This window comes from Clostridium neuense, assembly GCF_045310695.1.
Lineage (GTDB): Bacteria > Bacillota > Clostridia > Clostridiales > Clostridiaceae > Clostridium_S > Clostridium_S neuense.
On sequence record NZ_JBJIAA010000011.1, the window covers coordinates 24,838 to 47,821 of the forward strand.

A 22,984-nucleotide genomic window follows, 5' to 3' on the forward strand; every position below is an offset into this window, starting at 1 on the left:
TACAATATACCTAAATTGTTTGCTGTTTACTATATATTCCTATATTATAATTAAAACATTTTTTATATATAATTTCATCATAATATGAAACATTATTCTTCATTTTTGAGGAGCCTCTTTTACCAAAAGTCAGATTTTCTAGTATTTTCAGTTTTAGATTTTGAATCTGCTTTTTCTTGAACTACTTTTTCAATTTTCTTATTTCCTTTAGTTTTTTCAACTTGGTAAGTTTCAGTCCATGCAGGTCTATAATCACTTACCTTAATAGGTTTAATTTCCTTTGCAAGTCTATGTTTTGTATAGTCCATCTTATCTAAAAGAATAGGTTTTTGACCTCTTAATATTAATATTTCATTCTTGTTTGGCAATCTCAAGATTTCATCAGGATTCATGAGGCTTCTCTTTGATGTTCTACTGGTTACTTTACCCATATCCATAATTCCTTCAAAGCCAGCTGATTTACTTAAACTTATGTCCCTTACTGTAGCTGTCCCAAGAAGCTTTGAAACAAATTCAGCTGTAGTTATATCTGTAGCACCAAGAAATAATCTGCTGTCACAATTACCTATAATTTCAGACCATGCATCATTGGGATACCTATTTTTAAGTTGTGCTATGTTTTGAAATATTACAGAGCTGCATATCCCTCTTGATCTCATAGTGGATATTTTTTTTGTGAAATCAGGTATCGCACCTATATTAGGAAATTCATCCAAGATAAAATATACATCCTTTTGCCCTTCTCTTGGATTATAATCGGCATATTTAGTAAGCTTTATAAAAAGAAATGAAAAAAATAGCCCTGCTATAAAATCAAAGGTTGATTCCATATCTGAAGTTATACAAAAATAAGCGCATTTTTCCTTCTTTGGCAGGACTAAATCTATATCACTAGCAGCTGTGAGATCCTGCACAAGACTATTTTGAAACACCTGAAGTTTTGAACCAAGACCTATAACCACACCAGTCTTTACATTTTCACTGGCTTGTGAGTATATATTATATGGCATTTTAGCAGAATGTGATGGCGGAAGTGTTCTAAATACCGCATCTATTGTTGAAGCATCGTTTATTGCAAGCATCGAATAAACTGCAGATAAGTTTCTTTCTTTCTCTGGATTTTCCTTAACCACATATAAAACAAGGGCTTTAAGCAAATTCATCTCAGTTTTGTCCCAGAACTCGTCTACTTTAGCACTAGAAATCTTAGTATTGGCCATTACAGTTTCAGCAAAACTTTGTGCCGATATATCATCAGTTATTTCATTTAGTGGATTCCACCTGTCTGAATTTATCATGTTAACTAAATTTAGAGCTTTAACTGTGTAACCTCTATCCCTTAAAAATTGTGACATCGATTCAAAAATTTCTGCTTTAGGATCTGTTAAAATCATTGACTGCCCTAAATCACTTATTTGCATTATATTAGGCCTTACAAAGCTTCTACTTTTCATGCTGCCACTGGAGCCAAATACTGCTATATTTTTATTAAAGAATGTGTCCGGTGGCAGTGTAACCATTTTACTTTTAATTCCATCTTCAATACTACCAAAAACTAACCCTTTCTCAGTTCCAACCCCTATAACTTTTTTTACTTCATTTACATCCATCCAGTTAGCAGTTCCCTGGGTTCCATCCTCTTTAAGATAATTTATGCCTACTTGTCCATCAGTAATATCCATGTTTTTCATTATAGCAAATAATATTAATAAAATAACTGTAAATATTATAAAAGCAACAATAAAGCCTTTACGTATGCTTGAATCATCTTTAATTAAATTAAAACTTTGTAGTGGATGCTCGTATATCTCGCCTATTTTATTCATATCGATATCATCAAACCTATTTATTCCTGCCAATTCATGCTTCATGTAAACAAGTGGTGTTAAGGCATATATAGAAATTAATATATATACTAATATTGCTAAACCAAACAGTAAACGATTTGTTTTTTCTCTATCATTCATATTGTTTAACAGCCCCCTCCTTAATAAAATTCTCTCTTCTTTGAATTTTTAGTTCTTTAAGTGCAAAACTTGCTTTTGAAAAACACTCTCTAAACTTAAGCCTTTGAGACACAGCCAAGAAGTAATCTTTATATTCTTTAATCACAATGAAGTTATCCTTAACCTCTCCCCTATCCTTAACAACTATATCTCCAATGTGAGGCATCCTTGTAATTATGCCGTTATCTTTAAATTTGAACCCCACTTTAATCATCTCCATTTTCTAAAAAAATAACTGTACCATCATTTACAGTACAGTACTTCACTGGCTTACTTATTCTTACTTTTTCTAATTGTCCATAATCTTTAAGTATTACAATTACTCTTTCTGCTGCAGACCTATTTATAGCAACAGAACAAATAGTCTCTTCTCCCTCTTTTATTACCGCTATATCGAATACTTTATTATTTCTGAAAAACGCCATAATAAAAGGAAAATCCTCTATTACGCACCACGCAATAGAGCTTTCTTTATCTACAAAATTTAAATAAATATATAAATCTATAGCGCTAAGTACATTTTTATTTACCTCCCTAACGCCTCTGGTAACATATATATTATCATCAAGTATTCTTATTTTACTTTGTCTTACAAGGCTTTTAAGTTGCTTGTCTAAATCACTAAAATTGTTAATTTTTCTAATCTGCTCATATGTCATACAACCGAATTTATTTATGTTTTGAAGTATTTTTTGCTGCTTTAAATTTACATAATACAAAATTATCCCTTCTTTCTTTATGCTTTTACTCAAATTACTGCATATGATCCTTAACCTTTAGATCACCTCCATATAAAAAAGCCGCCTAATAAATTAGACGACTTTCTATAAATTTTAATAACGCACTTATTGGACTGGATGCAAAGGTAAATCAATTGTAGCATATTAACATCTTCAATCTATTTACATAAATTTTGAACCTTATTCAGTTCATTTGAATTTTCTTTGTAGACCTGAACAAGATTTTTATAATCTCCTTGAGATACTGTCATTTCAGCAGTTTCCTTACCAGTTAATTTTGAATTTATATAGTTAGCTTCATGAGTAAGTCCATCTATAAATACCTGGTATTCTTTTATAATATTGCTTCTATAATTGTTTACTTCTGTAGCACAGCTTACTTTCTGCAAATTTGATAGTTCATCAGAGCTTGATTTTTTATAATTATTTAAATCATCTAAGTAATCATTAATATCAATGCTTCTCTTGTTAAAAGAATCAGTTTTTTTACTCTTATCAGTTACCCTATTCATTAGTTTATTTTCGAATGGTTGAATTTTATTTAAACTATCTTTAATATATTGCCTATCTACAATATCAGGACTTGCAGTACTTACAATACTAAGGTTCTTCAAATTCTCTCTCTTGCCCCTTTGACTATGGAAATATGCTGTTATAGAAATAAGAACAAGCAAGAAACATATACACATAAAACCTATAATTATAGGTATTCTGTTTTTGAAATCTGGTATTTTAGGATTTGTTCCAGTGAAAAATTTATGCCTTTTATTACTTTCATCCTCTGTGCCTCCAATATCTATTTTCAAACCTCCTTCCTTTGATTCACTATCAACTTGATCATCAAACATACTTATTACCTCACTTTCAAACTTTTCTTTACATAAAAAAAGCAGCCACTTTCAATTAGTGACTACTCTTTAGAAAATATATTTCTTCATTACAATATATTTGCATTGCAAACTAAAAACACTTCAAAATTCATTTAGATAATGCGGTGTTTTAAATAATTGTTCAGTTTTTATAGCTGTTAAGAATATTACGAAGCTATATGCTTATTTAGTGTATCTATAAACTCCTGTTTTCTTTCAGGAGAAATTACTAAAAAGTTAGGATAAGAATTTTCATAATACTTGATTTCTATTCTATCCATAGATAAAGCAGGAGAAGATATTAAACTTTTACTGTCTTTAACTGAGACAATGTTCTTGTAGTTAATTTTAATATTTATCATTAGCCCACATCTTATATGTAAAAATGAATTTTCAAAAGTATAATAAGTAAAAAGATACATTGGTAATATACTCAATATTAGTAAAGTAATAAATAAAATTAACGCTATAAGACCTCGTTTATTTGTAATATATGAATATAATAGCCATAAAGTTAGGATTGTAAACAATACAACTACAAGGTGAAGCCACAAATCAATTTTAGATTTAAATTTCATTTTAATGCTCCTTCATAATAAAATACAATTATAGCTCAACTAATTGCAATTATGCCATTATTGCCCAATCGACTCCATAAAATTCAAAACTGACTTGCACCCATACATATAGCAAGCTCCATCTATTTTCTTTTCATTTTTATTTAAATTTGTACAGTCATTACAACAATATCCCATTTAATACACCATCCTTTATTTATTTTTATAATAAAAGGACACCCAATATGGATATTCTTCTATACTTTCATCAATACTTCCAACACTCATTAAAAGATTTTAACCATTTTTCATTTACTTAGCAAAAAAACTCTACTAAAAAACAAAGTTACTTGAACTATAAATATATTCATTCAAGTAACTTAACGCTGTTATTTAAATCTTAAAACAAAATCGGAGCATATTTGAAAAAGATCATATAAGGATAATCTATGTTACATAAATTCCCTACACTACTTACCTTAAACATTACGGCTGAAACTAAAATCACTCCGCACATTAACAATAACATTGTTAATTTATAATTTTTCTTTAACATATTTAACATAACATCAACTCCTACTTATTCAAACTTTATAGCAAAATCAGCAACCTGTTTTGCTATATCATCATTATTTTTAATATAAAAAGCTATTAATTTATACATAAGTAGATTATTAATCTTATTCTGTAACTTTGCATTTAAAAGCACCTTATCTTTAATATTATTTATTTTTTTAACATTATTCGAAATTGAGTATAATTCTATTAAATCATATAGTATACTATTTAACAAAACATAATTTTTTTGTTTTTCAGAAAAATCCACTGCCATTAAGTAATAATCTTCGGATAACTTTATTTTATTAATTCTTTCATAAATTTTACCTACTTCAAAATAAATATCAGCTACACATAAATCTTTATTACTTAAATTGGGTAATTCATTAATTACAAATTTAAAGTTTTCAAGAGCCTTATCTTTCATACCTGCATACCAATAACTATTAACAATATTTATTAAATTAATAAGATATTTATCTGTCTCTCTTTTATCAATTAATGTAAAAATTTTATTAAATATTTTAATAGCTTCATCATAACTCTTCATTTCATATAAACAATTTCCTTTAGTATTTAAAACCTTAATGTACGTTAAAATATCTGTTTTGCTAACTAAATTTTCTGCTACTTCAATATTTTTTAATGCCAATTTCAAATTATTAATATGCTTATAATTCAAAGCATTATTATACAAAAAAACAACTTCATCTTTTTGTGGCATATCATCAAAGTATTTTAAAGCAAATTCACAACATTCAATGCTTTTTTTATAATCACCAATACGTCCATACACTGTTGACAGCTTTCTTGAAAGTGAAAGTAACTTTCTATCTAAAAACATTCTACTAAGTAATGCTGAAGCTTTTTCATAATAAACAGCACTTTTATACATCTCATTATTATTGCAATAATAATCTCCTGCAATTTCATATATCTTTAATTTTTTATCTTTAATATCCCAATCAATTAAAAAACTTTCCGCTTCTTTGAGTGTTTTAATAAAACTATCACCCTTAGAAATGCTTAAAGTATTTAGCTCTTCTATATAATTATCAAGAGCTCTATTAGCCTGTACAATTTGATTTTCCATTAAATAATCAACAGTCTCATCAACTTCAAAGTACCTTTTTTTAGCCAATACAGATAAGTTTTTTATAATTATTTCGGCCGTCTTTTTAGTAATCGGTGCTTTATTATTTTCAATTTCACTTATTAAATTCCTTGTAATCTCTTCTCCCGCAATCTCTTCTTGCTTTACATGATATTTTTTTCTAATTTCTCTTAGCTTATCACCGTCCGATAATACTACGCATTTTTCCATTTGCAAAACTCCCTATTTACAAAATTTATTATTATATTGTAAATTATACCACATATATTTTTTTATGTAAATAAATCAAATTACAGTAACTAGCCCAAAAGCTCCAGCATATACTCAGCATAATAACCTTACAATAAATTATAAAATTTTTATTTAGATAGACAAAAGCAGCTGGAAAGGGGGACTATCCAACTGCTCTTATTTATATTAATCTATTGGGAGATTTCGTTCTCTATGCTTATATAATAACTTTTAATTGTGACAACTATATTACAATAGTTAGTACAATTTATTAATTTGATTTCAACTTAACTTTTAGAAATTGAAACTTAGTCTAATCAAAGAAACTATTAATAAAATAATCCATATTATTATATACTTGTTCTACCCCTTAATTTCATTTTCATCTACTATTAACTCATTTCTATGTTTATTACTTCTCCAAAGCATAATCATAAACATTCTTTTAACAAGATCTACAAAAAATGTACTAAGGATAGTTACTGCAAAGCATATCACCGCAGGTACAAGTACGCTAGCCGCAGCAAATACAGTAGTAATTATGGCTCCAACAATTGATACTACAACAGCGGCTTTTTTAGCTTTAGTTATTTTTTTCTTTAGCTTTTTAATTTTCTTATCCAAGTCTTTTATTTCCTCTTCCAAAATACCACCTCTTTATTTAAATGAATTCCATCTACAATATGGATTGAAGGAAAGCTTAAATAATTGCTTTACCTCGCTTTGAAATATTATTCCCCGAGTTCTTTTTTCAAAAATAATTGCATAACTTAACCCTTCATCCTTATAATCAACTATGTCGAATTTCTTATCTGCTATATCAAAAATATCACTACATATACGATTGCCATTGCTGTATATTATTTTATAGCTTGTACCTATTGTTGCCTTAAAATTTTCAATCACTCTAAATACAGGTACTTTGATAAATTTTATACTTACATAATTATTCTTCTTCCCACTGGCTCGTATATATCTTTTATACAATATTTGTTCTTCATTCGTAAATTCTAGTAACCTTTTTACTGGAATCACTTTTCACCATCTTCCTTTTTAATAGTATTGATTTTACAATAAACTAAAAAATTATCACAAACATTAAAGCGAATATAATATACGGACCAAAAGCCACTCTTAATCCTTTCTTATCCTTTTTTCTTATTAGAATGTATATTATCCCATAGCCTCCGCATAAAACTATTGATATAAACGCCGCTATAGATACTTTATATATTCCAACTAGAAGTCCACACACAATAAATATCTCAACATCACCCCATCCAATCACACTTAAAGCTGCAAGTATACCTGAAAATATTCCTGCTGATATTCCTCCAATTACATAGCTTTTTATACTTATTCCGTTCATGTAACCTATTATGATAAAAACTATGCTTAGAACTGCTGAAACACATGTAGTTGAAAAATACACGTCTTTTGTTTTATAATCTATTAATGCTACCACAAAAAGAATTGTACATCCTGAAGAATATCTAAAAAAACCAATGCTTAATTTGTACTTAAGATAGAGTATACAGTAAACAGTACCTATTAAGATTGATACAATCATATGTTTGTTGAGTACTCTTTTAACATATTTCAAGCAATTTTTTATATTACTTGTCATTGGAGCATTTTCTTCTTTAGGAATATTATAAGAAAACCACTCAACTATATTTCCTATGAGAAAACCTAATATAAAAATTAGAACTATAAGCAATTTTTCATCTCCTTTCTTTTCATTTTACTTTCTATATAAAAAAGCGAATAAACAGCCTCTTAAAGCCATATATCCGCTTTTAATTATTTATCTCTATCCTGTCCAGTTCCAATTATCTCTGTCTTTATTCCATCAAGCACATTACCTTTAACATCAAGATATAATGTTATTGACTTCTGTGCTCCATTTGCCTTTTCTGCTTGTACCGGTATCTCGTAGGGCGGCCTTATTCTATTTCCATTTCCATCAAGTGTTAGCGGCGTATTTATGGGTAGTATATAATTTATTTTTTCATTATGCGTGTACTCTTCCGTAATTGTTTTTACAATAGGCAAGGTAGTTCCTCTTGTATCCCTAGAAATTATGTCATTAGGCAAATATATTCTTAGATACTTTGCATATCCTATAGTATTTAAATCAAAGGTTACCTGCTGTCCCTGCTTTGCTGGGCTAGGATATAAAGTTCCAGTTAGTTTTAAACTTTCTACTGTTATTTGCTGGCTGTATGGATTACTCCAAAGCTCCGGCGGTATCTTAGGATTATCTTTAACTTTCAGCGTTAATGTATAGGTTCCATCTAAAGTGCTTAAATCTGGAAGCTTATTCTCGCTTTGCCCAACTACATTTCCGCTGCTATCTGTTATTGTCCAAATTCTATCGTCTATTGGATCACCATCAGGATCGGTCGAATCCTCTGTTATCTTTATTTTGTCAGGTTCCTTAGAAGTATTGTCAACCTCAAAGTGTGCTACAGGCTTATGGTTAATTGGAACAAGTTTGAGCTGCAGTGTATATGGATCAGATGTAAGTGGTACTCCTACTTTTGGTGTAGGTCCATCATCACATACTAGTGTAATTGTATATGTTCCAAGCGGCTTACCTATAAATACACTTGCTGTTGGCATTGTGGAACTATTATAAAGTACATTTCCGCTGCTGTCCTTTACTGTCCATGTTTCCCTTATAGAATCCCCATTTGGATCATAACTTTGGTCTGTAAACACAACATCTTTTCCTGTTGAAACATCATTTTTTAATTGGTCTACTGGCATTTCTGTTTCGTTTTCTGTGAATTGAGCTACAGGAGGAAGATTTTCATTTTTAGTAGTAACGTATTTTACCAAATCATCGCTCCACTGTCCTTCTAAATCCTGTACAGAAAGTTTAACTAAAAAATCCTTATTAGGGCTTTGCGGAGATGGCAATTTACCATCATGCCAAGTATCTGTTACTCCACTAGTAACTTCTTTCCACTGAAATTTTTTATTTACAATACCCTTGCGTGTTCCATCGGTAGTTTGATGGTCAATATCATAGGATTTATCTTCATCCTTTACAGTTACATCAAACTTTCCTGTTGAAGCATTAGCTACCGCATAAGCTGTGAATACTGGTGTTGGCTTTCTGTGAACATTTATAATTATTGAATTATCATCTGGCGACCATTTATTATAATTATTAAAATTTGAATCTCCAGAAGGATTACTGTCTGTAGCTGTTGGATTATCTTGAACCTTATAGCTTATTTTGTACTTTCCAGGTTTATCAAAGACAGTCACCTTGTTATGCACCCATTGGCCAGTTGCAAAATCCGCAGCTCCTAAATCATTATCTAAAGGTAAATCTCCTGACTCACTGCATTTAACAAAATCATCATCATAATTTAGATGTTTTGGATCTTGCTCGTATTTCCAAAGTTCATCATTCTTTTTGTCTCCTTCATTGTCTTTATAGGTTTCATTATAAGTAACTTCATCACCTACTAAGAAAATATTGCTATTGTCCTGTTCTTCATTAAGTATCTTTAATATATAATCTGTGACTGCATTAAGAGCTGTATCTATATTATTGTTATTAATATACGTTCCATGTCCATCATTTTGATCTATAAAGCTATTTACAGTAGACTCATCAGCTGTATTCATTACCCCTAAAAAATACTCTTTGTTACTAAGCATCGTTGAAAGAGTTGTAGGATAGTCCTTGCTACTTGAAACTATAGATTTTAAGGCATCTTCTGACAAATTAACTACAAATTTATGTGTATTATCCCGCCAAGTTGGCTCCTTTAGTGCCTCACTAAGAGATTTTGATGAACCTTTTGTTATAGTTATATTCTTAAAGCATGCATTAGGCATAGAATAAGTATATGGACCATATGAACCATTTATTAATGCATTGCTATCATTATCAGTCACATCAAATACATTATTACTATCATATTGTATAGTTATATGTCTACCTTTTGCATTTATTTTAACATGATGCGTTGCTAATGGATTATAGTCTATATGCTGAAATCCCAAACATTTAGAATAAGTTCCTTGTAAACCAACAACAGGGTTAGTAGTATTTGTCCATGCTACTAATATACCATTATCAGCATTATTAGGATTAGGCACATTATTTACTCTATATAGCATTGCTACACCTTGATAAGAGTATATTTCAAATGCATAGTAGGAATATACCCCATTTGTATTGGTCATTCTAAACGTAAATCCCATTGGATCTGGATGACACCTAATGTTAGGATACTCTAAAGTTCCAATATCAGTATTCCTTAACACTTCATTTTCGTCATAATCAATAGTAACATCTGTAGTTTTTTGGGCTTCTGATGAAGAATCCCAATATCCTGTCCATGATACATTCGCTGTTGAACCCATTGTATTATCATTTGAATTATAAGTCCAACTGCCTGAAGAATCAGGATAGTTCTGCCACTTATTAAATATATCTGAAGCATTTGAATTCGCTGTAGATATAGTACTCGTTGAAAAACTCTGTATATTTGTATCTACGCCAGAATTAACAAGTCTATTTTTAACATAAGCATTTACCTTATTATTAAAATCATCTGAATTAAAATTATTATCACTTCCTGTTGTAAAAACTATATCTGCTTTCTTTTTCTTAGATAGTCCAAAGCTTGCTGTTGGTGCTGTATTATCTACAGTAGTATCCTTACCACCATTATCCTTTGACGCATTTACATGCAAAGCAAATCCTGTTATTCCACCAGCGGCTATAAAAAGTGAAAGACATATAGCTAAAACTTTTTTGCTTAAAATTAATCTTTTCAATTTATTCACTCCCTATTTTCAATTTTTCCTTTCAAAAAATAGGAAAGGCAGCTTAATTTAAGCCGCCCTCTATAAATAATATTAATAAGTTGTTCCAACCTTGCAATCTTTAGACGTAACTAATGACTGTATTGTATCCTGTCCAAAGCTCTCTTGAACAACTTCTTCTATTCTGTAAGTTCCTACATGGGTTCCATTATTAAAGTTCTGTGGAGTAATTTGTATGTTTGTTAAATTACCGCTGTTTATCGAATCTAAAGCCTTTGAATCACCTGCTAAAGCTTTAACATCTGCATAACTTCCATATTTGCTCCATGAACCATTACTATATACATAAAATGTTTCATCATCAAAACTTCCATTATTATTACTATCAAAGCTGTAGAACCATACACGTTTTGTTATAGCATCATTATCAGTTGAATAAGATTTATCTTTAACATTGATAGTTGCTAAATTATGATTATTAGGATCTCTCAATACTATCTGAGGTGTATCAAAATCAGCTATAGGTAATTCATCTGGTGCTACAACTATAGTCTTTGTATCCACTGCTATATCTCCCTCTGTATTCGTAACCTCACACTGAACTTTATAAATACCTGGCTTAGTAAATAACACATTCATACTGCTTGTACCTATTGTGCTATCTAAACTTTCTACAATTCCACTGTCTGCTGTGTTAGTTACATTTATAGGATTGTTATTACTATCATAAAAACTCCACTGTGTCTTAGCTTCGTCTATAGGAAAACTTTTAGAACCACCGCTTGAAGTTTCTGATAATGCTACCTTTCTATTTTCCTTAAGCGTACCATTTTGACTTATTGAAACTGTTGGTTTAGGTGCTACTACTGTTGTAGACGCTGCTGCTGTTGCTGTACCTCCAAAACCATCATCTACGGTTACGGTAAAAGTCTTTTTCTTTCCAACATCTTCTTTATTCATAAATTGTACAGTACCACCATTGTCCTTTACAGTTCCAGTCATTCCGTCTGGTGTATTCCAGGTATACTTAAGAGTATCTCCATCTGGATCACTAGCAGCTGCATTGACATTTAAATCATCACCTAACACTATTGTTTCTGGTAAATTCAATGTTACTGTAGGTGGATTATTCTTTGGATTTATAGTTTTATTAACAACAGGGCTGCTTAAACCTTCTGTATCTGTTACATACAAAGTAACTGTTATTGGTTTATCTCCCATTTTAAGCGTTCCTTGTGTACCTGTTATTTTTTGTCCATCTGATGTTGTCCAATAATACGTTAAACTTTCCCCTTGCGGATCATAGCCGCTGCCGATCACCGTAAATTGACTTCCTTGGTGAGCTGTATCCGGTCCATATATATATGCTGTTGGTGGAGCACTGTTCTTTTTAAAATAAAAGTCTGCATATGCCAATCCTCCAGCTGTAACATTAACTGTTGTACTTGAATTAATACAAGTATATCCATCATAACTTTTATCATTAAAATAAGTGTGATAGCCTGCATCAACATTATACAGATATTCTCTATCGGCTGTTTGCTCTTCTGTATAATTAATAAAGTATCTCTTAATTACTGTTCCCGTTGTAATAACTGGTGGTGGTGTTGGATCTACATTACCTCCTCCAATTTTACAAGGTACCTTTAACTCTGCTACATTAGTCGTTGACCTACCATTATATCCAGCATACTGGCTGTCCACATTCCATAAAATATGATACCCATTCATAGGATCTGGAAACTTTGAAGTATCCAACTCATAATTATTTGGTGCTGATGTAGGCATAAACCATACAGCTACTGCCTTATCACCTAACATTTGTATCATATCATTTGTACTTACCTGGTCAGAAGTGTATCCTCTAGTTTCACTAGATATCACCGAATCATTATTATCTTCATCTACATAATGAATGTTAAGAGTATAATCTCCTCCTATTGGCGTCGGTGGTGGTAGAATTGCCTTGCACATTACATATATTTCTTCATTTTGAGTAAGTGGAGATAAATCTATAGAACCAGAAGAATATGAATAGTCTCTACCTGTAGGACTAATTCTATAGCTTCCTGTTAGCGTATATCCATTTGGTGCTGATGGTGAATACATTCCAGTACTGCTAGTTGGATCTGGCATAACCAAATCGCTTCCAGTTGGATTAGCTGTGTCTCTATAGTGTATTGTTAAGTTATAATTTTGTGGTGTTGGCTTTTTTCTAGTAACTGTAAATGTCTTTGTTTGTTCTTGACTTGTTGAACCCCAGTTGTCTATTACCTTATGGTGAACGGTGTAAGTTCCTTCTGGTACACTATCACTTATAGTTAAATCCATTTCACTACATGCTCCTTCTTTGCTTGGATTTTTTAAACCAGAAGCTGCATTAAACATATTGTTAACATTTTGACCGCTACTGTCTGTTACCGACCACCCTGCATGTGTGATAATAGCATTATTGTAAGTGTAACTCTGTGGTAGACTAGAACTATTGTTATGCTTAACGATATTTCCTGAAGTATCATAGTATGTTGACCAAAATTTTGTAGTACTATCACTATAAGTTGTATTGCTTTCACTTCCCTTTCCATCAATAACCTTTAAAGTATCTCCAGATTGTACACTAGCACTTGAAGCTCCACTATTAAAATAAAAATCTGCTGTTGGTGCAACTGCTACTGGATAGGCTGTAACGCCACTTATGTGATAGTCAGCTACATATTCAGAGCCTGCATTCAAGGTTGAATAATCAGGCATCTTATTATATGCTGTGGTACCGTTATTAGCTCCTTGATCAAAAGTATTAGTGTCTATTTTATATTCCACATTGCAAGTGTCGTTTAAAATTGTCACTGGCTGATAATAAATCAGTGGACCATAGTTATATTTGTTAGGCTTACTACTTATATTTTGAAATCGCCAATTATCATAATAATCATTACCTTCCACATTTGATGTATCTATCCAATAATGTGCATTATCCATATAGCTTTTAGCTGTCGGAGAACCATTGTATCTACTATATTGATAGTCTGTTCCATCTACAAAATTCTTTGGAAAAAGTTCTGTTTCATAAAAGCTCCAGCCTTTAGGAATATTTCTATCTGATGGCTGATATCCTGGAGTATCTTTGTAAACATCTGCAAGTATTGATTGCTCCTGATGTGAATTTGGCTTATCATAATTTGAATGATCTACAGTGTATGGTGTATTTGTCGCATTAGCAGCCATTGTTTTTATCGGCTTAAATGCTAAATTTGATGTAATAAAAGAGAGTGCCAATAAAAGTGACACTCTTTTTATAAACTTGCTTTTAATATTCAATTTTTATCCCTCCTATTAATATTTGAATAGGAATTGACCATCTTCAGCCCATATTGTAATATTACCTATTTGAACCTTCTGCATAACATCCTGAACACTGTTAGGAGAATGAGATTCCTTATACATATAATCATAAATTTCGCTAGCATAATCATAGCCGAATAAAGAAACCAATTCTTGATATAAATAAAGCCTTTGTATGCTTAAGTCAACACCATCATAATAAGGCACTATCATATATATTTGAGGATGAGCACTGCTACGTAATATATTTTTCATATCATCTTGATGACTACTAAAAAGATCTACAGTATCCAAAGATCTTGAAGATAATGAATAACTGGAATATACACGTGCTGTAATCATAGAGTCTGACATACTAGCGTTAGCATTATCACATACACCAAATGAAGCCTCATTAACTATATTAGCCCAATTTGACATATCAACCATCTTACCTGCATAACTAGAATCTTTAGCTGTTATTTTACTATACTGTTTTCTAAATTGCACAGCTAAATTATATTGATTTCTGGCTTGCAAATTAGCGTATTTATTCCAATCATTACTTACTTGATATGGAGTTCCAAATGTCTTATCATTATCAAATACTATAGTTCCGTTATTATCATGTGCTGGCCATAATGCTCTTTTAATATATCCAGTTGCAGAATCTACCGGATGAAATAAATCACTATCATATTGACTAGCAAATTTAAAGTAATCATCATCACATATACCACTTATAGTAGGATCTAACTTATAATCTCTTGTAGTAAAGCTGTAAGTCTTAGTTAATATGTCTTGTCCATCTGTACTCTTTACACCATTTAAACTAATTGTGTAAGCAGTATTACATTTAAAAGCATTTCTTGGCAATGTAATTGTCTTTGTATCATCACAAAATACATTATTAGGAGCTATATCAATTTCGCTTTTATTAGCAGTAACTTTGACATTTGCCTTATTTCCATCCTTATCTGTAACAGTTACATTGCTGAGTGTTGAGCTATCTATATTTTTGCTTAATTCTAAGTCAAAAACAGCATTAGGTTCAACATTACTTGAAACATTATCTGTAGATCCATTTGCATATACTTTGTTAATATCAAAGCCGCCCTGCTGTGCTTCATTTACTGTTGTAAACTGCATTGTAGCATTATCTGAGAGCTTATCTCCCTTATCATCTACTATATCATCTACAACTAAAGTATAGGTACTGTTAGGCTTGTATCCATCATCTGGACTTATTGTCATTTTAGTATGATCATCATTGAAGTCTATTCTAGTTGTTATTTTATTTCCGTTATTGTCCTTTATATAGACATTTTCAAAAGCTTCGTTAGTATTAACAGGCTTATTAAAAGTTACTGTCCACGCATGATTTAAAGCAACATTCTGCTTTGATGTAAAATTCTTTGCAAACGCCGGTGATGCAGAAGTAAATATTATTGATGCCATTGTAACAAGTGATACTAATTTTTTATTCATTTTATATCCCCTCTTTATTTTATATTTATTAGCAACTGTAGTTTTTTCCTTTTCATACTATATTTTACCTCCTTTCCAATACCTCCGCAAACAAAAATAAGTTTTTTGCAATAATTTTTAAAATTCTTTTTTACATAAAAAATGGATTATCTCAAAAATTAATTTCAAGATAATCCATTATATAAAAGAATCATTTTAAATTCGTTGATAAAACCAGTTCATAAATACAATAAATATAAAATACCAATATATTTGATTAATTACTAGTATTGCTTTCACTGTAAATAGGGCACTTAGCAATTTTAAATGCTCCTGCAGAAGACTCCTTAGAAGTTTTTACAAAAGAATCTTCATCTCCTGCAAACATTATTGCTGCTGCTAGCACGTTTTTATCATTAGGTTCCAAAAACTTTCCCTGTAAATCTACAGCTCCAAGAACCCTTACTCTTTTTCCAGTGAGTTCTGTAATTGGTACAGGTGCTCCCTGCGTTGCTACAGAAGTATGCGTAATATCAACTATATCGCCACGTCTTAAAGTTCCCGCAAAGGCATCATTATCGAGCTTTGTAAGAGGTATTGAAAATTCTCTTTCTCCTGGCTTTAAGAACATCTTTGAACTGTCGTTTTTATCAGCTATTGTGTTCTTATTTAGTGGTTCCTCCTTGTATATATTTTGAGTTGCATATTTACTTTTAATCCCATTTAAAGATGTAACCATATCATCTGTAATATTGTTTATCGCTTTATCTTCCAATATAAAATCACTGGCATTAAGAAATTCACCCTGATTTATATCCTTCGCTGCAACATAAATCTGCTTCTTAGGTGATGAATTTACTATTTTCTTTTCAGCTGCAATAAGCACTGCAAAAACAGCACATGAAAGAAGTGCTGTAGTTATTATTATTCTTTTCTTATTCAACTTAACCATCAATCCTTTCTTACTTTACTATATCCGTATCAACAGATACGCTGGTTTCTTTTTTCTGTCCAAATAAAATATCTGTATTAAACTTTATGGTTGCATGAACACTGGTATTTTTAACTATGCTATTATCAGAAGTTTTTACTATACCTAAACTCATATCTGCTGTGCTTTCAGTGAACATGTGATTATTAGAGCTGTATGTCCATATATCAACAATATTGCCTTTAACATTGTATATAGTGAATTCATCTACAGTAACTTGCCCATCAGCTACACTCCCACTAAGTCCATTTAAATTAGAGTCTAACTTCATATTGGTTTCCAGATGCCTTTTAAAGGTTTCAAAGGCATCATTAGGATCACTAATTTTTAAAATACCATCTTGTCCAAGAACATCTAAATCAATATTTTTATATACTGCTAAATTAGATAAAGTAACATCATCCTGAACATCTTGTACTCTATTAATTATTATTTTGTAGAAAACTGTAAACATAAGCACCAGTGATATAAGTATTAGCATAAAAATACTTAATCCAGCTATAGAAGCATCTCCTCTGCTCTTTTTTCTTAAAAGCTTTTTTAACATATTTCCACCTACCTTCTGCTAATAATTAGCTTTTTTACTGGTGGAACTTTTATTAATGGTAATAGTTTTATCTACATTTTGAAAGGACGGTATAAGACCATTATTTGTAGCTATACTTTTTACAGGATACTTATAACTTATGTGCAAATAAACATCTTCGCCATAATTAACTTCATTAAGAGTAGTACCTGAAATATCTATATTGTTTATGCCAATATTATTAAAATCTCCTATCATTGCCGCTTCGTTATCTGGTGTTAAATATCCATTCTGCTCCATCTTAAGCATATATTTTCTCGCAATTGCCTCTGCATCTGTGCTCTTTTTTATTGGCACAGCACTTGAAATAAACAACACAAATACAACACTCATGACTAAAATAGCCATAAGAGACATAGCAACAGTATCAACACTGCCAGCTTTCTTTTTAGTCATTTTATTTATTTTATTATTAATACTTGACCACAATCTATCACTTCCCTTAAACATCTCATGTAATGTAATTTGGATGAATAATCATTTAATTTGTAAATATATTTTTGGTTTCTGTAGTAAACCACGTTCCAACACTATTTAAAAATGTACTTATCATGGTTTTATATAAAGGATACGTTATTATTAAAAATACTGCTATGATTACAAGTACCTCAACTGTATTTACTTCTCCTTTCATTTTTCTCATTCTGTTCTTTAATCCTATAAGCTTTAATTGCGCTTTTACTGCTAATTTTCTCATTTCAAATCTCTCCTTCAAATTTTCATTTTTATTTTTTCTCTATATAAAAATAGCAGTAGAAGACATTTCTTCTTGCTGCTATTTTTTTTATTGCTTTTAATTTGTAAATATATTTTTGGTTTCTGTAGTAAACCAATTTGAAACACTATTTAAAAATGTACTTATCATGGTTTTATACAAAGGGTACGTTATTATTAAAAATACTGCTATGATTACAAGTACCTCAACTGTATTTACTTCCCCTTTCATTTTTTTTATTCTGCTTTTTAATTCCATGAGCTTTAACTGTTCTTTTACTGCTAATTTTTTCATTTAAATCTCTCCTTCAATTCTCATTTTTTATTTTTCCTTACATAAAAATAGCCGTAGAAAAAATCTACGACCATTTTTTATTTGAATATTCCATTTGTACTCTGCATTAAATTACTTGCTACAACAAAGAATACAACTGCAAGTATTCCTATAAACATAAGCATATCTATTAAAAGCATGTACATATCTATTTTTTCAGTCTGCCTTTCAACATAAAGTGCATTTACAGTTTTTAATGAGGAACTCTGATCATCTATTGTTTCCTCATATGCACCTGTGTCCACGCATTCTTTTATTGTTGCTACAAAAGTTTCAATTTCAGGCATATTATACTCGTTATTAAAATCCTCCAGTGCTCTTTCGATATTTTTTGAAAGATTTATCTTTGCTGCAAGCTTTATAAGACTTTTCTTAAGTCTCTTATTTTTGCATACCGTATATGCTTCTACAAGTGCATGACCTATATTTACTCCTGCCATAGTTTGAAGATTTATAAGGTCATATACATCAGCAAGATCTAGTCTTATTTTGTTTATATCATCTTTATTGTTAAAATAATTTACTATATCAACAATATAAAAACCAAGTATCGCAAATAATATTGAAGTAACTATGTTTGCAGAATAGCTTTTTCCTAAAAGATGTATTTGCATAGATGAAAAAAATAATCCTACAGCAATTAATGTTTTTAAAAACCAGTAACTCATTGCTGTTAAATGCAGTGGATTTCCACATTTCTCAAGCTTGTTTTCCGTATATTCCATTCTCAAATATTTAGGAAGTTTGAATTTTTGAAAAATGTTTTTATTTTCTTCTACATTCGATGTTTCACCATACTTTACTTCTCTATATTTTGAGTTAAAATGAAACTTTAAAAATTTTCTTAAATAAAAAGAAAGTACAATAATACATACAAGGAATATTAATTTTAATATAAGAATTAAACTCTTCATATTTACCTCCAATCCCTAATAGTTAAAGTCTTTAAGTGTAATGCATTTATATGCTGCAAATAATATTACTCCAGCAATATAAGCTATTATAGCTTGACCAATAACACTACCCATCATTTTTTCATAAAACCCTGGTGTTATTCCTGTAAGTCCATGAATAATAAGAAGAGAAATAAGTATTATAGCTATTATTCCTGCCTGTCCTGTTTGAACTTTTTTCTTTCTTCTTTCTTTTTCCTCATAGTATTTTCTAATTACAATTTTAGTTTTTGTTAAAAGCTTCGAGTAATCTGCATTGTTTATAGAACATATATAAAGATTTTTTAGTATGTTTTTAAGTCTTATATTTTCCACCTTGTTTATATAATTATCAAAAGCTATTTCCATTGGAATTCCTCTTTTGACCTCCATTACAAATTCCTTATTATGAGTTTTTAAGGGTTCCTTTAAACTTTTCGTGGCTTCTTCCATCATAAACAGTATGCTGTTTTTAATCTTCGCACTGCTCTTTAATGCATTTATAAACGACATTATACTATCATCTATCTTATCAAAATTTATCCTAGCCATTTCCCTAAGAACAGCATAAGAAAGAATAATTACTGCTAAAAAACCTAAAATTGAGAATACAATACTGTGAAAAATTAAATACACAATATATGCAGTAACCACAGCAAAAAAAAGTTCTATAAATATAAAAAGCTCCGAAGACATGAATCTAAAGTTCTTTCTAATATTTGAGTTATAAATAAGATTATCAATTTTAAATATAAACGATTTTCTACCCTTACCTTTTTTCTTATATATTTCTTCTGCTCTTTCAGAAAAAAGTCTTGCCTCATATCTTTTATTAACAAATTGTAAAAGTTCTTTTATCTTATTTCTATCCTTAAATAGCATTTCCAGTGATAAAAATACCATTATAACTATTTGTACAGCTAAAATTACATTTAAAATTATACTAAAAGCTGATACGTGCACTTTCACTCACCTTCTTTCAGAGAAGTTCTATACTCTGAATACTCAAACTTTTTGCTTACCTTACTACAGCTTTCTTTAAGTTTAATAAAATCGCCATTGTCGAATTTAAATACAGGGTTAAAAGTGAGTTCCTTTGTATATTCACTGAAACCTGACACCTCTGTTATTTCCATAACCTTAAAGTCCTTCATAAATACTATTACATCTATAGCAGAGAGCATTTTTAATAATGCTGCTCTTTCAAGATTAGTACCAGCTTCCTCCATATAGTCAACAAGTTTATCTGGTGCCTCTTTTGAGCTATTAGTATGAACAGATGCCCAGCCTATATGACCAGTACCAATTACTTTAAACAAATCCATTGCCTCTTTGCCTTTTATTTCACCTATTACTATCATATCTATATCTTCAGTCATAGCCTGTCTAGATAGTTTACTTAGCGAATACTCAACATCACTTTCTCCTACTTTTACCTTTACTTTCTGAAACATCATATTTGGATGCTCTGAATGAAGTTCTTCTATTTCCTGTATTACAAGTCCTGCTGTTGAAAAAGGCACTTTATCAAGCATTGCATTTATAAGTGTAGTTTTTCCACTGCCGCCTTTGCCACACATTAAAACATTTAATCCAGCTCCAGCTGCCTTATTCAAATAGTCATAAATATTTTTATCCATCATGTTGTATTTTCCCATGAGCACTTCAAGAGAAAGTTTTTCTTTAGGTATTTTTCTTATAACTATATATGGAGTGTCATTTGAATTTACAAAATCAGAACTTAAAGTTATTCTGAGATAAAACTTTTCCTGAGTTTTATCTGACAAAAGCTGAACTGCATTTCTTTTATCAAGAGTTCCTCCAAGCTTTATTACAAGATAATTAAAAAATATCTCATAAGATTCCTTTGAGTTAAACTTAATACTTGAAGGTACTCTTCTGCCTTTAACCTTTATTTGAACATTATCATAAGCTAAAACCTTAATATCCGAAATATCATCATCATCAATTAGATCTTGAAGGAGATAGTAGCCAAACAAATAGTCTATTACCTTCTTTATAAGAGTATTTCTATCTGGCACATCAAAGTTTATTCCTTTTCTATCAAGATAATTCAGCACTTCATCTTCAATTGCACTTTCCGGAAGCTCACCCTTTTCAACATCATTAATGAGATAGGATTTTTTCTCTGTAAATTCTTTTATAATATCATCTACCAGTGAAATAATTTCCTTATCATGAGTGCTAGTAACATTTCTATTTTTCTGAACTGTTTTGTAATTAAGTTCTTCAACTAAATTTACTCTATTCAAGTTCTTTACCTCCTTTCTCTAATTTCTTCTCCTTTTTATTTCCTATAAATACTTTGTCTAAAAATGAGGTCTTAGGAAGATAATCTAAGTTCTCTAGAATATTAGTGTATGGCGCCAGCTTTCTTTTCGTAATTTTACCTATGAATGGCTTTTGCTCATTTAGACTTACTTCTTTTGCCTCATCATATGGGATATGAGAAAGAATATCATAACCTTTAAATATTTCTTTTATAGTTTCTTCATCTAAGCTTTTATCTGTTATATTAGATAGTACAATTTTAAATTTATCCTGAGATATTTTTGACTTAAGGCTATTTATTACAAATAACAGATTCCTTATTTCAGTGTAATTAGCCTCCGTAACACAAATAACATCTGTTGCCTTAGTTATTGGAATAAAAGTACTTCCAAGGCTTATGTCAGGATTAGTATTTATCAATATTGTGTCATAAATAGCTGCCGCAGTATCTATTATCCTTTCAAAATACTCATTTGGCATTTTCTCAAAGAGTACTAAATCATATAAGCCTGTTGCAATATCTAAATTTTTATACTTAGGATGTTTTTTCACAAAGTTAGAAAAATTGCTGCTGTTTAAAATATTCCTTTCTACAGCATTGTACATAGCAACTAAGCTTGTATTATCACCAATATCATATTTACTTTCAATATCAATATTTTTATTTATTCCTAAGAAATGATCCATCACCGGGAACAAAGTATTAAAATCCAATATAAGTATCTTTTGTTCTATCTTTTGTGATAATAAAATTCCTATTTGAGTTATTAAGTCTGCTGTTAAAAGTGCATTATCTGTGGTATAAAAAGTAAATATCTTCTGTTTCAAAATCTTAGTCTTATATACAGTTTCTTTAACCACTACAGGCTTTTCGATAACCTTCTCAACCACTTTTTCTACTACTTTTTCATTATTCTTTTCAATTACCTTTGTTTCACCATTCTTATTTCCTCCAGCATTTATAATTTTAATCGGTGTTCCATCATCATTTTTTTCAAGCTCCATGTTGCTGTACTTTAAATAAATATCTGTAATGTCTGCAAATGAATTTGGATTTAAAACTAAGTTAGCAGCATCCTCTGGCTTTACAGGATCAAAAAGTATATCATTAATAGAGTAACCGAAACATTTTTTAATGCCCTTAACGTCATCTTCATTAGTAAGATATATAACCCTTGTATTCTTTGACTTTAAAAGAAAAAATAACTGGTTTATATCCATATCTCCAATAAGTCTCTCTGATACTATAGCTATATCAAATTCTTTTTTATCAAAGAACTCTCTGTAATTTACAATTTGGATTTCTATATCTTCTTTACCAGATAGTATTTCCTTAATTCTTTCATCAAGCTCTTTCATTCCAGTCGCTATTGCTAATATCATTAAATTTACCTCCCTTTTTAATTCTTCTTTACATAAAAAATGGATTATCTTAAAGACATCAAGTTTAAGATAATCCATTATATAAAATATAAAAG

Annotated in this window: 21 protein-coding genes; all 21 read right to left on the bottom strand. The window is 30.3% G+C overall.

Annotation, left to right across the window (positions count from 1 at the left end; all coding sequences use genetic code 11):
- Positions 1 to 119: 119 nt before the first annotated feature.
- The 21 genes from ACJDT4_RS13810 to ACJDT4_RS13910 all read right to left on the bottom strand — a co-directional run bounded on the left by ACJDT4_RS13810 (position 120) and on the right by ACJDT4_RS13910 (position 22,889).
- Complete coding sequence (locus tag ACJDT4_RS13810) at positions 120 to 1,967, bottom strand: VirD4-like conjugal transfer protein, CD1115 family (RefSeq protein ID WP_406788154.1); 1,848 nt, start codon at positions 1,965 to 1,967, stop codon at positions 120 to 122.
- Positions 1,960 to 2,211, bottom strand: a complete 252-nt coding sequence (locus tag ACJDT4_RS13815; protein WP_406788155.1) for a hypothetical protein — start codon at positions 2,209 to 2,211, stop codon at positions 1,960 to 1,962. Before ACJDT4_RS13815 ends, ACJDT4_RS13810 begins: the two co-directional genes overlap by 8 nt.
- A 1-nt stretch (position 2,212) precedes the next feature.
- Positions 2,213 to 2,725, bottom strand: a complete 513-nt coding sequence (locus ACJDT4_RS13820) for a DUF5697 family protein (protein WP_406788156.1) — start codon at positions 2,723 to 2,725, stop codon at positions 2,213 to 2,215.
- A 179-nt stretch (positions 2,726 to 2,904) separates the two neighbouring features.
- Entirely contained in the window at positions 2,905 to 3,594 is a 690-nt protein-coding gene (locus ACJDT4_RS13825) for a hypothetical protein (RefSeq protein WP_406788157.1), read from the bottom strand.
- A 188-nt stretch (positions 3,595 to 3,782) separates the two neighbouring features.
- Positions 3,783 to 4,193, bottom strand: coding sequence for a PH domain-containing protein (locus tag ACJDT4_RS13830; protein WP_406788158.1), 411 nt, complete (start codon positions 4,191 to 4,193; stop codon positions 3,783 to 3,785).
- Positions 4,194 to 4,752: 559 nt separating this feature from the next.
- A complete protein-coding gene (locus ACJDT4_RS13835) occupies positions 4,753 to 6,054 on the bottom strand; it encodes an XRE family transcriptional regulator (RefSeq protein ID WP_406788159.1) in 1,302 nt (433 codons plus the stop codon).
- Positions 6,055 to 6,438: 384 nt separating this feature from the next.
- Complete coding sequence (locus tag ACJDT4_RS13840) at positions 6,439 to 6,720, bottom strand: hypothetical protein (RefSeq protein ID WP_406788160.1); 282 nt, start codon at positions 6,718 to 6,720, stop codon at positions 6,439 to 6,441.
- Positions 6,721 to 6,732: 12 nt separating this feature from the next.
- Positions 6,733 to 7,110, bottom strand: a complete 378-nt coding sequence (locus ACJDT4_RS13845) for a hypothetical protein (protein WP_406788161.1) — start codon at positions 7,108 to 7,110, stop codon at positions 6,733 to 6,735.
- A 43-nt stretch (positions 7,111 to 7,153) separates the two neighbouring features.
- The gene (locus tag ACJDT4_RS13850; protein ID WP_406788162.1) at positions 7,154 to 7,795 is read right to left on the bottom strand and encodes a prepilin peptidase; all 642 of its coding nucleotides are present in this window, start codon (positions 7,793 to 7,795) and stop codon (positions 7,154 to 7,156) included.
- A gap of 83 nt (positions 7,796 to 7,878) precedes the next feature.
- Positions 7,879 to 10,881 carry a hypothetical protein gene (locus tag ACJDT4_RS13855; protein WP_406788163.1) on the bottom strand — a complete coding sequence of 1,001 codons (3,003 nt, stop codon included), beginning with the start codon at positions 10,879 to 10,881 and terminating at the stop codon, positions 7,879 to 7,881.
- Positions 10,882 to 10,962: 81 nt separating this feature from the next.
- Positions 10,963 to 14,187: an Ig-like domain-containing protein gene (locus tag ACJDT4_RS13860; protein ID WP_406788164.1), complete on the bottom strand. Its 3,225-nt coding sequence runs from the start codon at positions 14,185 to 14,187 to the stop codon at positions 10,963 to 10,965.
- A gap of 15 nt (positions 14,188 to 14,202) precedes the next feature.
- Positions 14,203 to 15,678, bottom strand: coding sequence for an Ig-like domain-containing domain (locus ACJDT4_RS13865; protein WP_406788165.1), 1,476 nt, complete (start codon positions 15,676 to 15,678; stop codon positions 14,203 to 14,205).
- Positions 15,679 to 15,934: 256 nt separating this feature from the next.
- Positions 15,935 to 16,600 carry a Flp pilus assembly protein CpaB gene (gene cpaB, locus ACJDT4_RS13870; RefSeq protein WP_406788166.1) on the bottom strand — a complete coding sequence of 222 codons (666 nt, stop codon included), beginning with the start codon at positions 16,598 to 16,600 and terminating at the stop codon, positions 15,935 to 15,937.
- A 19-nt stretch (positions 16,601 to 16,619) separates the two neighbouring features.
- Positions 16,620 to 17,195, bottom strand: a complete 576-nt coding sequence (locus ACJDT4_RS13875; protein ID WP_406788167.1) for a hypothetical protein — start codon at positions 17,193 to 17,195, stop codon at positions 16,620 to 16,622.
- 18 nt (positions 17,196 to 17,213) lie between these two features.
- Positions 17,214 to 17,663 carry a hypothetical protein gene (locus tag ACJDT4_RS13880; protein WP_406788168.1) on the bottom strand — a complete coding sequence of 150 codons (450 nt, stop codon included), beginning with the start codon at positions 17,661 to 17,663 and terminating at the stop codon, positions 17,214 to 17,216.
- A gap of 52 nt (positions 17,664 to 17,715) precedes the next feature.
- Positions 17,716 to 17,931, bottom strand: coding sequence for a hypothetical protein (locus ACJDT4_RS13885; RefSeq protein WP_406788169.1), 216 nt, complete (start codon positions 17,929 to 17,931; stop codon positions 17,716 to 17,718).
- Positions 17,932 to 18,027: 96 nt separating this feature from the next.
- The gene (locus ACJDT4_RS13890; RefSeq protein ID WP_406788170.1) at positions 18,028 to 18,243 is read right to left on the bottom strand and encodes a hypothetical protein; all 216 of its coding nucleotides are present in this window, start codon (positions 18,241 to 18,243) and stop codon (positions 18,028 to 18,030) included.
- A 77-nt stretch (positions 18,244 to 18,320) separates the two neighbouring features.
- The gene (locus ACJDT4_RS13895) at positions 18,321 to 19,196 is read right to left on the bottom strand and encodes a type II secretion system F family protein (RefSeq protein ID WP_406788171.1); all 876 of its coding nucleotides are present in this window, start codon (positions 19,194 to 19,196) and stop codon (positions 18,321 to 18,323) included.
- A 15-nt stretch (positions 19,197 to 19,211) separates the two neighbouring features.
- A complete protein-coding gene (locus tag ACJDT4_RS13900; RefSeq protein ID WP_406788172.1) occupies positions 19,212 to 20,177 on the bottom strand; it encodes a type II secretion system F family protein in 966 nt (321 codons plus the stop codon).
- A gap of 2 nt (positions 20,178 to 20,179) precedes the next feature.
- Positions 20,180 to 21,487 carry an ATPase, T2SS/T4P/T4SS family gene (locus ACJDT4_RS13905; RefSeq protein WP_406788173.1) on the bottom strand — a complete coding sequence of 436 codons (1,308 nt, stop codon included), beginning with the start codon at positions 21,485 to 21,487 and terminating at the stop codon, positions 20,180 to 20,182.
- Positions 21,480 to 22,889: a MinD/ParA family ATP-binding protein gene (locus tag ACJDT4_RS13910; protein ID WP_406788174.1), complete on the bottom strand. Its 1,410-nt coding sequence runs from the start codon at positions 22,887 to 22,889 to the stop codon at positions 21,480 to 21,482. The genes ACJDT4_RS13905 and ACJDT4_RS13910 overlap by 8 nt, the downstream gene beginning before the upstream one ends.
- Positions 22,890 to 22,984 lie beyond the last annotated feature (95 nt).